Source organism: Acidimicrobiia bacterium (assembly GCA_040881685.1).
GTDB lineage: Bacteria > Actinomycetota > Acidimicrobiia > IMCC26256 > PALSA-555 > SHVJ01.
Window position 1 is genome coordinate 1 of record JBBECS010000014.1, and the last position, 13,229, is coordinate 13,229.

The 13,229-nt window shown below is 67.9% G+C and carries 13 protein-coding genes; 2 read left to right on the forward strand and 11 right to left on the reverse strand.

The features are described 5' to 3' along the window. Positions 1–79: 79 nt before the first annotated feature. Complete coding sequence (locus WEE69_03280; GenBank protein ID MEX1144308.1) at positions 80–1,573, forward strand: alkaline phosphatase D family protein; 1,494 nt, start codon at positions 80–82, stop codon at positions 1,571–1,573. On the opposite strand, the gene WEE69_03285 is transcribed toward WEE69_03280, so the two are convergent. The 9 genes from WEE69_03285 to WEE69_03325 all read right to left on the reverse strand — a co-directional run bounded on the left by WEE69_03285 (position 1,570) and on the right by WEE69_03325 (position 10,509). Next, positions 1,570–3,921, reverse strand: a complete 2,352-nt coding sequence (locus WEE69_03285; GenBank protein MEX1144309.1) for a CoA transferase — start codon at positions 3,919–3,921, stop codon at positions 1,570–1,572. The genes WEE69_03280 and WEE69_03285 overlap by 4 nt on opposite strands. A gap of 28 nt (positions 3,922–3,949) precedes the next feature. Further along, positions 3,950–5,206: an acyl-CoA dehydrogenase family protein gene (locus WEE69_03290; protein MEX1144310.1), complete on the reverse strand. Its 1,257-nt coding sequence runs from the start codon at positions 5,204–5,206 to the stop codon at positions 3,950–3,952. Positions 5,207–5,208: 2 nt separating this feature from the next. Beyond that, positions 5,209–6,375, reverse strand: a complete 1,167-nt coding sequence (locus WEE69_03295) for a thiolase domain-containing protein (protein ID MEX1144311.1) — start codon at positions 6,373–6,375, stop codon at positions 5,209–5,211. A gap of 1 nt (position 6,376) precedes the next feature. After that, complete coding sequence (locus WEE69_03300) at positions 6,377–7,432, reverse strand: thiolase domain-containing protein (GenBank protein MEX1144312.1); 1,056 nt, start codon at positions 7,430–7,432, stop codon at positions 6,377–6,379. Between the two features lie 2 nt (positions 7,433–7,434). Further along, the gene (locus tag WEE69_03305) at positions 7,435–7,995 is read right to left on the reverse strand and encodes an OB-fold domain-containing protein (protein MEX1144313.1); all 561 of its coding nucleotides are present in this window, start codon (positions 7,993–7,995) and stop codon (positions 7,435–7,437) included. Continuing rightward, positions 7,992–8,435, reverse strand: a complete 444-nt coding sequence (locus WEE69_03310) for an OB-fold domain-containing protein (GenBank protein ID MEX1144314.1) — start codon at positions 8,433–8,435, stop codon at positions 7,992–7,994. The genes WEE69_03305 and WEE69_03310 overlap by 4 nt, the downstream gene beginning before the upstream one ends. 112 nt (positions 8,436–8,547) lie before the next feature. Further along, positions 8,548–9,129 (reverse strand): TetR family transcriptional regulator, encoded by a 582-nt coding sequence (locus WEE69_03315; GenBank protein ID MEX1144315.1) that lies wholly within the window; start codon positions 9,127–9,129, stop codon positions 8,548–8,550. Beyond that, on the reverse strand, positions 9,126–9,866 hold the full coding sequence (locus WEE69_03320) for an SDR family NAD(P)-dependent oxidoreductase (GenBank protein ID MEX1144316.1): 741 nt from the start codon (positions 9,864–9,866) through the stop codon (positions 9,126–9,128). The genes WEE69_03315 and WEE69_03320 overlap by 4 nt, the downstream gene beginning before the upstream one ends. A gap of 109 nt (positions 9,867–9,975) precedes the next feature. Further along, positions 9,976–10,509 (reverse strand): protein-tyrosine-phosphatase, encoded by a 534-nt coding sequence (locus WEE69_03325; GenBank protein MEX1144317.1) that lies wholly within the window; start codon positions 10,507–10,509, stop codon positions 9,976–9,978. Between the two features lie 81 nt (positions 10,510–10,590). On the opposite strand from WEE69_03325, the gene WEE69_03330 reads away from it, so the two are divergent. Then, positions 10,591–11,835, forward strand: a complete 1,245-nt coding sequence (locus tag WEE69_03330) for a CoA transferase (protein ID MEX1144318.1) — start codon at positions 10,591–10,593, stop codon at positions 11,833–11,835. Here the strand turns inward: WEE69_03330 and WEE69_03335 are convergent. Together WEE69_03335 and WEE69_03340 are read right to left on the reverse strand one after the other, a co-directional pair. Continuing rightward, complete coding sequence (locus WEE69_03335) at positions 11,832–12,359, reverse strand: nuclear transport factor 2 family protein (protein MEX1144319.1); 528 nt, start codon at positions 12,357–12,359, stop codon at positions 11,832–11,834. The genes WEE69_03330 and WEE69_03335 overlap by 4 nt on opposite strands. Further along, positions 12,356–13,225, reverse strand: coding sequence for an alpha/beta hydrolase (locus tag WEE69_03340; protein ID MEX1144320.1), 870 nt, complete (start codon positions 13,223–13,225; stop codon positions 12,356–12,358). The genes WEE69_03335 and WEE69_03340 overlap by 4 nt, the downstream gene beginning before the upstream one ends. Positions 13,226–13,229: the final 4 nt, after the last annotated feature.

Genomic DNA, 13,229 nt, shown 5'->3' on the forward strand with positions numbered 1-13,229 from the left:
CATAGAACGTGTTTCAATCTACCGGCGGCCTCCGAAGGGCGGCCACTCCCGGGGTGTAGCGGACTACCGTGCCCGCCGGATGGCTGACGAATCGGGCGCGGTGTTCCAGCACGGGGTCGCGAGCGGCGATCCCCTCACCGACCGGGTGATGCTGTGGACCCGCGTCACTGGCGGAACCGACGCCCCCGTCCCGGTCGAGTGGGCCGTGAGCCGGGATCCCGAGCTCGATGACCTGGTTGCGTCGGGTCAGGTCGAGGCGAACGCGAACGGCGACTGGACGGTGCACGTCGATGCCGACGGACTCGAGCCGGAGACCCACTACTACTACCAGTTCACTGCGCTCGGATCGTCGTCACCCATCGCGCGGACGCGCACCCTCCCCGACACGACGGATCACGTGCGCTTTGCGATGGTCTCGTGCGCCAAGTTCAACGCCGGCTTCTTCAACGCATACGCGCGGATCGCCGCCCGTCACGATCTCAACTTCCTCCTGCACCTCGGCGACTACATCTACGAAGCGTCCAACACACCACCGAAGACGCAGACACCCGGCGCCGACATCGGTCGGCCATTCGAGCCGCTCACGGAGTGCGTGACGCTCGACGACTACCGCACCCGGTACAGCCAGTACCACCGCGATCCCGACGTGCAGCTCCTGCATCTGTCGCACGCGATCATCCCGACGCTCGACGACCACGAGTTCGCCGACGGGGCATGGCGCCAGGGCGCCACGGAGCACAAGCCTGAGTACGGCACCTGGGCCGACCGGAAGGCCAACGCCTTCCGAGCCCGCGAGGAGTGGCTACCGGTCCGGCGGCCTGACCCGGCTGACCCGTCGCGTGTCTGGCGTTCGGTGGCACTCGGCGCACTCGCCGACGTGTTCCTCATCGACGCCCGGACCAGACGGGACGAACCGGTCGGCGGTGAAGGTATGAATGACCCGACGCGAACAGCGCTCGGCCCCGAGCAGCGAGGGTGGCTGCTCGACTCGCTCGACCGCTCCAAGGCGTCGTGGCGGATCCTCGCCAACCCGTCGGTGATGGGTCGCACCTGGAGTGCCGACCTGCCCGAAGAGGTTCGCCCCGGTCTTACGAAGGTGAAGCTGCTCAACGATGACGGGCAGGGCCCCGACTTCGATCAGTGGGACGGATATCCCGCGGAGCGCGAGCTCCTGCTCGACCACATCGCCGACAACGGGATGGACAACGTGGTCGTGTTGAGTGGCGACGTGCACGTGTCGCTCGTGCTCGAGCTGCACCACAACAAGGACGAGCCGGTCGCTCCCGAATTCGTGACGCCGAGCCTCACCTCGCAGAACCTCGACGACAAGATGAAGTGGCCGCGTCACTCCGGCGACTCCGAGGCGATCGCGGTTCGAGCGCAGGAACTGCTCCCCGACTGGCAGTGGGCCGACCTCGACAGCCACGGCTACGTCGTCGTCGACGTCGTCCCCGACCAGATCCGCGTGGAGTTCTGGCACCTCGATACCGTGCTGGAGCGCACTCCCAACGAGGAGTTAGCGAGCAGCTGGGTCGTGGAACGCGGTTCGGGTCGCGCCGCGCGCGTCTCCTAGGTCGCCATCCGTTCGCCGATCACGCCGCGCTCGGCAAGCTGCTCGACATCAGCGTCGGTGCAGTCCAGCTCCGCGAGGATCTGGCGGTTGTGCTGGCCGAGGGTCGGCGCGCCGAAGTGGTGGAGTACGTCGGTGAACGAGAACTGCATCGGCCAACCCGGATAGCGCCTCACGCCTGCGATCGCGTGGTCCAGCTCGACGAACCACCCCCGGGCGTTGAGCTGGGGGTCGTGGTACATGCGGGGCACAGCGAGAACGGTCGCGACCGGGATGCCGAGCGGGCGTAGCGCGTCAAGGACCTCGTCAGGGGTTCGTTCGAGTGTCCACCCCGCGATGCCCCCGTCGAGCTCGTCGTGGCGCGCGAGCCGTCCGGCCAGTCCGACCAAGCCGTCGTCGTCCACCCAATCGTCGCGGCCGATGGCCGCGACGAACACTCGCCACTGCTCATCATCCGACACGGTGATCGCCACCCACTCCGGAATCGGAGACTCCGCTCGACAGGGGTACACACCTTGCGGCGCGACGGCTCGATCGCGGTTGCCGTCGCGGGGAACCGCCTCGCCCCGCGCCGACCACTCGATGACAAGCTCCGCGGTCACGTTGGCGCCCGTCTCGAGCTGCGCGACCTCGATGAGCTGCCCCTCGCCGGTGCGGTCGCGGTGGTCGAGCGCGGCTTGGACAGCGACCGCGGCGTGCATCCCGATCACCGGATCGGCCAAGCCGCCCGGGTGCATCGGCACTTCGGGTGGACCGGTGACGCTGGCCATGCCAGTCGCCTGCTCGATGACCATCGCCCAACCCACGTAGTCGCGCCATGGGCCTTCGAGACCGAAGCCGGGCATGCGCACCATCACGATGTCCGGCTTGACCGCCCTGAGCTGCTCGTAGTCGAGCCCGAACTGCTCGATGACACGGGCCGAGAAGTTCTCGAGCACCACGTCGGCCCGCTCGACGAGCTTCAAGAAGAGCGCTCGGCCCTCGTCGGTCGAGAGCTCGAGCGTGACCTCGCGCTTGTTGAGGTTGACGGCCGCGAAGATGCCGCCGCGCTCGTACCAGTCGTCACCCATCTGGGGCACCGCGCCCGAGAACCGGAAGCCGTCGGGTCGACGGCTGGACTCGACCTTGATCACCTCGGCACCCAGTGATCCGAGGTACATCGTGCAGTACGGACCGGCCCAGAACGTCCCGAGATCCAGCACGCGCAACCCGGCGAACGGCAACCCCTGCGGGTTCTCGGCACGCTGAGCAACCGCATGGGTTGTTGAGCGTGCCGAAAACCCCGTGCTGGTCCCGAAGTCGGGTGCGCGACCGCGGCGTGCTGCGGGGGTGGCGCTCAGGCGGTAGGGCGGACCGGGCATCGTGACGCTGTCTTCCTCGACGAAGAACGGGCGCTCACGGAATTGCGCGTAGTCGAGCATCATCCGGCCATCACCAACGGGTGCGGTCGGCACGCGGAACGCCTGGCCGATCTCCACGATCTCCTCTGCATCGCGTTCGTCGAGCCATGGCTGGATGCGGGCAAAGAACTTCTCGAGGAGCGCGCCGCCAGCCGAGATCTCCTGTTGGCGCGGGCCGTACTCCTCGACGCCGAGCATTACGCACGAGTCGACGAACTGCTGCCCGGTGAGGCAGTTGATGCCGACCCAGCCGTCGCGACAACGCACGATGCCGGGGAGCGGGAAGTAACTCGCCGACGGCGGCGGGCGACCGGCGGAAAGCATGTCGTCAAGCACGATCATCGGGTACGGCAACGTTCCAACCAGGCATTCCATCACCGAAAGGTCGACGGTAACTGGCTCGGCACACGTCCGAGCCGTTCGAGCCGCGCTGAGTGCGGCCGCGGCCGCGTACGTGCCGGCTGCGTACTCGTGAATGCGCGCGCCGACTTGCACGGGATCGCGGTTCGGCACGCCATGGGGCGACACCCATGCGCCGAACGCCTGGAGGGTGAGCCCGCTCGTCGGGATCCCCACGTACGGGCCGTGCTGGCCGAAGTCCGAGATGCGGACGAGACCGAGCGACGGGTTGGCCGCAAACAGGGAGTCGATCGCCACACCACGCGCCTCGAGCCCGCCCGCGCCGAGGCTCTCGACGATGAGATCAGCGCTCTCGGTCGCTGAAAGGAGCTGCGCTCGCCCTTCGTCGGCGAGCAGATCGGTCGCAACGCTGTGCTTCCCGCCGTTCAGAAACCGAAACAGCGCGCCACCGCGCCAGTTCCGCAGCGGATCGCCATGCGCTGGCTCCACCTTGATGACATCGGCACCGAGCTCGCACAGCAGCTTCGTCGCGTAGGGCGCCGCGATCTCGCCACCGATCTCGAGCACCCGCAACCCATCCAAAGCGCTCACGCCGCGGGAGCGTAGAGCGATGAGCGGCCTACCCGTTCTTCGGGACCTCGCGGAAGGGGTCCGTCTTGTCTGGCCGCGGCTCGGAGGGGAGACCCAGGACGCGCTCGCCGAGGATGTTGCGCTGCACTTGCTCGGTGCCTCCGCCAATTCTAATGCCCCATTGACCGAGGAACTGCTGTTGCCAGAACCCGTCCTCGTACGCGTCGGTCTTGTACAGCATCCCGGCCGGCCCTTCGATCGCCAGCGCGAGGTTGCCGTTCTCGGCGACGTGCTCCGACATGGCGAGCTTCAAGACCGAGCTCTCGGGTCCCGGCGGCTTCCCCGCCTTGGCCGCGGCGCGAGCGCGCTCACCGAGCCAGCGCATCGTCTGGAACCGCGTGAATGCGGCGGCGAGGCGCTGCCGCACGACGGGGTCGTCGGTCTTCCCGAAGTGCCGGGCAAGCTCGGCGTAGTCGCGGAATCCCATGCCGGTTCCGCCACCGCCGATCAGCGCGCGCTCGCTCATGAGCGTTGACTGCGCGACACCCCAACCGCCGTTCACCTCGCCGAGAACGTTCTCGTGCGGGATGCGCACGTCGGTCAGGAACGTCTCGTTGAAGTGCGCGACACCCGTGATCTGGCGCAACGGCCGCGCCTCGATCCCAGGCGTCGACATGTCGACGAGGAAGTACGTGATGCCGCGATGCTTCGGCACATCCCAATCGGTGCGGGTGATGAGGATCCCCCAGTCGGCGACGTGCGCGAAGGAGTTCCAAACCTTCTGACCGTTGACGATCCACTCGTCGCCGTCGCGGTCGGCTCGGGTGGTGAGACCAGCGAGATCCGATCCGGCACCGGGCTCGCTGAACAGCTGACACCAGAGCTCATCGCCACTCAGCAGCGGCGGGATGTAACGCTTCTTCTGCTCCTCGGTGCCGTGCGCCAGGATCGTGGGCACCACCATCCCGAGGCCCACCGAGAAGATGCCCGTGTCGACCTCGTAGCGCGCGACCTCTTGTTGGAACGCGCGTTGCTGCGCGGCCGTGCCGCCCCGGCCGCCGTACTCCGACGGCACCGTGATGCCGCCGAACCCGGCGTCGTAGAGCTTGCGCTGCCAGGAGCGTGCCCGTTCGAGGTGATGCTGCTCGTCATCGGCCGACACCGTGGTCGCGGTGAACCGGCGCTTGAACTCGTTGGCGTCGGGTCGACGCTTCTCAGCGTTGGCATCGAGCCACGCCCGTACCTCGGCTCGAAACGACGCAAGCGCCGGATCTTCTTGTTCGGGCGGCGCCGCGACCGTCGCCACGGCTACTTCTTCTTATCGACCGCGTCGAGCGTCGAGCCGACGACCCACATCGCGAAGTACTGCGCCGAGCCGCCGTACGCCTGCGCGAGACCGACGTGCGCATCAGCGACCTGGTGCTCACCGGCCTCGCCACGCACCTGGAGCGCCGCCTCGGCGAAACGGAGCATGCCCGACGCGCCGATGGGATTCGACGAGAGCACGCCGCCCGACGCGTTCACCGGGAAGTTGCCCGTGATCTCGGTCTCGCCCGACTCGACCATCCGCCAACCCTCACCGGGACCGGCGATGTCATGACCCTCGAGCCACATCGGCTCGTACCACGAGAACGGCACGTACAGCTCGGCGACGTCGATCTGCTCGCGAGGGTTCTTGATCCCCGCGGCGTCGTAGACCATGTGCGCGCACTCCACGCCGGCTCGCGGCCGCACCGTGTCACGCCCCGGGAACGTGCCGAGCTCGCTGCGCATGGCAGTACCGAGCACCCATGCGGGCTTGCGCGGCGCCTTCTTCGCACCGGCCTCGTTCGTCAGGACCATCGCGACCGCGCCATCCGAGGACGGGCACGACTCGAGGAAGTGGATCGGGTCCCACAACATCGGGGACTCCTTCACCTTCTCGATCGAGATGTCGGGCAGGTGGAGGTGCGCGTACGGGTTCTTGCACGCGTTCTGACGGTCTTTGACTGCCACCTTCCACCCGATGTCTTCGGGCGCGCCCGAGCGCCTGATGTACGTGCGCATCCACGGCGCGAAGATGCCGCCGGCCCCCATGCCGCCGCTGCGACCGCCGGCGAGACCCCACTGCGCGTTGCCCTCGGCTTGCTTCTCGTACGCCACGGTGAGCACGCGGTCGTGCACCCCCGTCTGCACGAGGTGCGTAGCGACGAGCGCGGTCGATCCACCCACGCTGCCGGCGGTGTGCACGCGCATGATCGGCTTGCCGTTCGCGCCGAGCGCGTCCGCCATGCTCAGCTCGGGCATCATGACGCCCTCGAACGGGTCCGGTGCCTTGCCGAGGACGACGGCGTCAATGTCGGTCCAGTTCAGCTCCGCGTCGTCGAGAGCACGCTGCGCGGCCTCGCGCACGAGGCCCGGGAGCGACACGTCGTCGCGCTTCTTCTTGTGCTTGGTCTGGCCGATCCCGATGACCGCGGCGGGCTGAGTGCTCATGTCAGTCCCCTTCGAGCACGGCGACGAGGTTCTGCTGGAGACATTGGCCCGAGGTGGCGTGCGCAACCGCGCGCTTCTTTCCGCGCTCTGCGATCTGGCGCGCCGCCTCCGCGAAGCGAGCCAGCCCAACCGCCATCACTGGATTCGCGGCGAGCGGGCCGCCTGACGGGTTGATCTCGACGCCGTCGCCCAGACCGAGCTCTTGGCTCAGGAGCTTCTCTTGGTACGAGAAGGTCGCCGACAGCTCGGCCACGTCGACCTTGCCCTTCCCCACTCCCGCGTTCTTGCCTGCGATTCGCGTCGACGGTGACTCGGTCAGGTCACGCATGCCGGGCTGGTGGATGTCGATGCGATGGTCGATCCCTCGGATCCACACCGGGCGCTTGCTGAGTGCCTTCGCCTTGTCCGCGGTCGCAAGCACAACGGCACAGGCTCCGTCAGAGATCGGCGGGAGGTCGTGGCGGCGCAGCGGAGCCGTGACATAGGGCTCCTTCAGCAGCGTTTCCGGGTCGTCGTCGCCAGTGACTTGCGCGTAGGGGTTCCCGATCGCGTTCTTCCGGCTGCGCGTCGCCGTCTCGGCCATCTCGCGCTCGGTGATCTTCCCGGCGTCGAGCATGGCGCGCGCCTGGAGTGCTGCGAGCGACACTGGGTCGGCACCGAGCGGCGTCAGCGTGTACGGGTCCATCTGCAGCGGATAGATCTCCGCCGGAAGACCCGGCGACGACTTCCCCGAGCCGAACACGAGGGCGGTGTCGATGTCGCCATGCTGGAGCCGGACCCACGCCTCGTAGAGCGCCCACGCGCCGTCCATCTCGACGTGCGACTCCGAGATCGGGGGCCATGCGCCGACGGCTTCGAGGTTCATCACGAATGCAAACGTCTGCCCGGAGAGGTAGTCGCACGAGCCAGCGCACGTGAAGCCGATCTCGCGGCGCTCGACCCCGGCGCGCTCGATCGCTTCGCTGATCACCGGGAACAGGAACTGCGGTTCGGTGAGTTCGGCCTGACGCAATGACGGCGACTGCGCGTACCCGACGATTGCGATGTCGTTGGCCACGGCTAGAAGACCTTGTCCGAGTAGTCGTCGGGCGACGCGTCAGGCTCGCCCGTCGGCTTCCAACCCTGGATGGCGCCTTCGGCCGTTCCCCAGCTGCGATTCGTGATGTCGTCGACCTTGCGCTCGGAATCGGGCGCCCAGACCACTTCGACGCGCATCCCTGGATGCACCTGCTCGACCGGCACCTCCAACAGATCCTGGAGGCTGAGGTTCCCGCCGCCGTCCAGCTGGAGCGAGACCTTGGCAAAGGGCTCGGTCTCCTCCTGCCCGTAGTACTGGACCGGAGTGACCACCGTGTAGTTGGTGACGATGCCGCGCGTCGCGAGCTCGATCTCGTCGGCCTTGGTCGTGGGCACGACACAGATCGGGCAGTAGCCACGGGGCGGCGAGTACACGAGGCCGCATTGCGGACACCGGTGCCCGATGAGACGCTTGTCCATGAGCGCATCGGCGAACTCGCGCACGACCGGGCACAGCAGCTCGTGGTACTCGAGCTGCATGAAGAAGTCCATGCCCGCGACCGGCGCGTTGGGGTCGACCTCGTCCTGCTTGGCGTCGGTCACTTCGATCCCTCCGGCACGAAGGCCTCGAGGTCGGTGATGTGCCCGATGCGCTCCTGCTTCCAACGCGGCACGACCCGCATGCCTGTCTGCATCGAGTCGATGCCCCCGGCGTCCACGACGTGGAGCAGACCGGTGTCGGCACCATCGAGCTTGATGAGTGCGAACGCGAACGGATGGTCAAGCGGGTGCTTGCGGGAGGGCTCGGTCACCCAAGCCCACGTGGTCACCACGCCACCCGGCCCCACCGGGACCAGGTCGCCATCGAGCGCATCGCCGGTGGTGGGATCCCACTCGGTGGGAGGGCAGAGCACGCGACCGTCGCGGCTCTTGATGCCGAGAACTTGCCCGTCGCGCATGCCGGTGAGGAACGCGCTGTACACCGGCCCGAGCGTGCGCGTGTACGGGAACTCGATGGTGTGGGTGGTGAGCCGTTCCTGCACCCCTGGTCGCCTCGCTTCGCTCGAACTTCATGCGGCACCGGTCGGCGAAGCCGCCGGCGCCGCGGCCACCATCACGGAGTAGAACACGTTCCGGTTTTGTCTGGCAAACCGGTCAGTCCAGAAGGAGCCGGGTGGCGCTCTCGAGCTGCTGGTTGACGGTGGCGGCGTCATTCCATCCGTTGACCCAGTTGAGCAGCCACGAGAACCAGAGCTGGCGCAGCGTGACCGCGATGCGCGCTCGGCGCCCCGGGTCGATGTCTCCCATCGCGTCGGCGAGAACACCGTCGATCATGGCCATGATCTCGAGCTGGCACTCACGCACGGCCGGATCCGGCGCTGACGACGCCGTAATGAGGGCGGCGGTGCGCTCGGGTTCGCTCGACGCGCCTCGCATTGCCCGCGCGAGGAAGCTGACGACGCGGTCCGCCGGCGTGTCGCCGTCGGGCGGGCGTTGCGCGATCCGCTCCACTTGCGCCTGCCAGAGCTCCACCTGGCACGCGGCCAGGAGATGGTCCTTCGACGAGAAGTACCGGTAGATCGTGCCCAACGCAACCTGCGCACGGGCCGCGACGTCGCGCATCTGGACTGCGTCGTAGCCACCCTCCGCGGCGAGCGCCATGGCCGCATCGATCACACGGTTGCGGCGCGCAGCCTGGTTGGGGGTGAGTGCTTCGCTCTCGATCGCCATCTTCATACCTGGGGCAGGTTTCCGACCACTTGCTCGCGAGCCACGGCTGTGTCGTCACGACACAGCTCGAGCACGACCGCGGCGATCTCTTCCGGCTTCAACAGGCCGAGCGTGTCGCGCGCGGCATACGCCCAGTCGGCCCACCGCTCACCGTCTCCAGACTTCGGTAACAGCGCCGTGTCGACAAGCGAGGGCAACACTGCGTTCACGCGAATGCCCTCTTCGGCGAGCGGTGCACATGCTCGGGTGAACATGGCCACCCCGGCCTTCGTCGCCGAGTAGATCGGGTCTTGGGTCATCGGGAACAGCGAGGCCAACGATGCAGTGTTCACGATCGCACCGCCACCGCGTCGACGGAGGTACGGAATCGCGATCTGTGTGCCCACGACCACCCCGCCGAGGTTGACGTTCATCACCCGCAAGAGCGTCTCCGGCGTGATGTCGGGCCATGCCGGCTCACCGCTCACCAAGCCTGCGTTGTTGTGCACGATGTCGACACCGCCGTACTCGCGCTCGGCGCTCGCCAGCATCGCCTCGATCGAGCGAGGTTCCGTGACGTCCACACGCACGAACGACGCGATGCCTTCGGCATCGTGAATGAGCCCGACCGTCTCGTTGCCACCCACCTCGTCGATGTCGCCGACCACGACCGCCGCGCCCGCGGCTGCAAAGGCGAGCGCAGTGGCCCGTCCGATCCCCGATCCCGCGCCGGTGACGACCGCGACCTTGCCATCGATCTCCACTATTCGGGTCGATTCCGCCGCGGCGTCCCGGTCCGGCCACGCCTGCGCTGCATCTCCACCGCGGCACTCTCGCACGGAACAAGAACACGTTCCAGTTCCTGACGGGAAGTCAGGTTGTGAGCAGGCTCGCCAAGTCACGCAGCGATGCGTCGAGGCGCGCGGCGGTCGCTCGGTACACGTCGAGCGGCTCACCGATGGGATCGCCGACCTCGTCCTCGCCGCGCCCTCGTACCTGGGCGTGGGGCCTCGCTTCGTGGACTCGCAGCAACCAGGCCCGCAGCGCCTCCCCCTCACTGCGGGCACCGACCACCCCGCCGAGCCGCACCAGCTCTTCGACGAGAAAGACGCGCGTCGCCGCATCCGGCGCGAGCGCGGTGATGCGGTCCACGTGTTGACGCGTCATCCCGAGCACGAGGTCGGCCTCACCGATCAGCTCGGTCGTGAGCTGACGCGAACGGTGGGCGGAGATGTCCAAGCCCATCTCGGCCATCGCCGCGACCGCCTCGTTGGGTGGTCCCGCGTTCCACGCCATCGTCCCGGCCGAGTGGACATTGACAGCCGTGCCGCGTGCATCGAGATGGGCGCGCAGCAGCGCCTCGCCCATCGGAGATCGGCAGATGTTGCCCGTGCACACCACCAGCACGTCGATGGCCGCGCATCGTAGGAGGTCCGTACACTCACCCCTCGTGACCGGACCGCCATGGCCGTCGGCGAGACCGCGGAGATGAAGCGCAGGCGCGGTCGGACGGCCGGGGCGCCGGAGCGGAATCGACTCGGACCATTGGACGGGATTCGCGTCGTCGAGCTCGGCGTGTGGGTCGCCGGTCCCGCGGCCGGCGGCGTGCTCGCTGACTGGGGCGCCGACGTGGTGAAGATCGAGCCGCCGGTCGGAGATCCAGCGCGTGGCTTCGCGAAGATGCTCGGCGGCGACGTGCCGTTCAACCCGCCGTTCGAGCTCGACAACCGCTCGAAGCGGAGCATCGTCGTCGACTTCACCCAGACGGATGGCCTCCACCTCGCCCACGAGCTCCTCGAACAGGCCGACGTGTTCCTCACGAACATCCGTCTCGACGCGCTCGAGCGGCTCGAGCTGGATCCCGACGTTTTACGAGCGCGTTACCCCCGTCTCGTGTACGGGATCATCACGGGGTACGGCACCACCGGCCCTGACCGCGATCGTGCTGCGTACGACATCAGCGCCTTCTGGGCCCGCAGCGGCGTCGCGGGTCTGCTCACACGCCCGGGCGAAGATCCGCCGTTCCAGCGCGGCGGGATGGGCGACCACGGCGCCGGAATGACGATGGCCGGCGGGATCAGCGCGGCATTGCTGGCCCGCGAGCGGACCGGCGAGGGACAGCTCGTCGCGACGTCGTTGCTCCGTCACGGCATGTACACGATCAGCTTCGATCTCAATATGGCGCTGCGCTTCGGCGTGCCGTTGGCGGTCGCGAAGCGCTCGCAGATGACGAACCCGGTCATCAACTGCTACCAGGACCGCGACCGGCGCTGGTTCTGGCTGGTCGGGCTCGAAGGCCAGCGTCACTGGCCCGATGTGTGCCGAGCCGTCGGCCATCCGGAGTGGATCGACGACGAGCGCTTCCGGGACGAGGAGGGCCGACGCGCGAACACCCGCGACCTGATCCCGGTGCTCGACGAGATCTTCGCGTCACGCACGCGTGAGGAGTGGTCCGAGATCTTCGACCGCGAGGACGTGTGGTGGGCACCCGTGCAGACCACCGAAGAGGTGCTGGCGGACCCACAGGTGCACGCCGGCGGCGGCTTCGTGGAGGTACCCGAAGGCAACAGCACGGTGACGATGATCAACACCTCCGTGGACTTCCATGGCACCCCGGGCGGGCCGCGAGCGATGCCACCCGACCTCGGTGAGCACACCGACGAGATCCTGCACGAGCTCGGACGCGACCGAGACTCGATCGACGACCTACGCAACCGAGGGGTCGTGGCTTAATCCGCCTCGGGCGGAGTCGATGCCCAGAACGCGCCCCAGGTGGGCCACGCCTCGGGAAGCTCGAACCTTCCGATCTGATCTTCGGGCCACGTGCCCGGGAAGAGTTCGACCGGCGATGTACCCAGCTCACGTGCATGCCAGAGCAAGTGCTGGCGACGAGTGAAGAACCACTGAGCATCGCGTTGCTCGTACGTGTCGCGGTACTGAATAGCCTGGACGATCCATTGATCGCCGATCTGCACCTCACCGCGACAGTACACGATCCCGCTCGCATGATCGGCGTCGACGAAGTCGATGACATGCGTTCCCGTGTTCAAGATGGTGACCGTCACCTCGCGGAGTGTCTGGTCGAAGTACTCGCGCAATGCATCACGGCCGCGGCGATCTCGACCGACCTGCACGTCATCGGCGAACAGCGCCACGAGCGCATCGAGGTCGCGGCTATCGACGGCAACGGCGTAGCGAGCGACGAGCTGGCGGATCTCCTCGTACGCGAGCAGCCGATGCAGACCTTCGTCACTCACGATCGGAGATGCTCGCGCACGAGGGTCTCGGCGCGTTCGAGGTCTTCGTGCAGGAAGAAGTGCCCACCGTCGATCGCGACGAGGGGCGCGCTCGCACGCTCGGCTTGTGCTCGGAACCAGGCCATCGGGAGTTTGGACGACTCCCCCGCCAGCACGACCGCACCACACGACAGCTCGGCCAGGTGATGCCACGCGGCCTTGGCGCCTTCCTCGTCGGCAGAGACCTCGAACATCTGGGCCTCGGCCTCAGGCGGGCACGCCAGCTCGACCTGACCGTCGGATCGGTCGACGAAACCCCATCGGATATACGCGTCGAGGAACTCAGGCGAGAGCGCATCGAGCGGCGGGCGCGACCCGTACGACGCTCGCACCGTCTCTCGGTCGGACCACACCGGCCGACGCTTGCGCGCGTTGTCCGCCATGAAGTTGCCGCCTCGCCGCGCCACATCGCTCGGCCGCTCGGCTTCCTCGAGGGCGAACGCAATGGCTTCGCACAGCAGCAGTCGTCTGGTCGCGCTCGGCCTCGCCCGGTCGACGAGCACCGCCACTCCACCGCCGCCCGATTCGCCCAGCGCCGCCCACTGGCTCACGCCAAGGTGATCGAGCACGGACAGCACGTCCTCGGCCATTCGGGTGTACGCGAACGCGTGCGCCGCATCGGGTGCATCGGTCGCGCCGTGGCCGCGCAGGTCGACGCCGATCGGCCGATACCGGTCGCGCAGCCGCCGCGCGAGCGGGTCGAAGAACCCGGCACAGAAGCCGGTCGGGTGCAACAACAGGAGCGGCTCGCCATCCCCACCCCAGTCGAGCGCGGCGATGTGCAGCCCGTCGTGCTCGACGACGATCGGCGCGGGATCGCCCTCCACCAGG

Coding starts and splice junctions, on each gene's coding strand:
- WEE69_03280 (MEX1144308.1), top strand. CDS start 80: ATGGCTGACGAATCGGGCGCGGTGTTCCAGCACGGGGTCGCGAGCGGC.
- WEE69_03295 (MEX1144311.1), bottom strand. CDS start 6,375: ATGAGCACTCAGCCCGCCGCGGTCATCGGGATCGGCCAGACCAAGCAC.
- WEE69_03315 (MEX1144315.1), bottom strand. CDS start 9,129: ATGAAGATGGCGATCGAGAGCGAAGCACTCACCCCCAACCAGGCTGCG.
- WEE69_03330 (MEX1144318.1), top strand. CDS start 10,591: ATGAAGCGCAGGCGCGGTCGGACGGCCGGGGCGCCGGAGCGGAATCGA.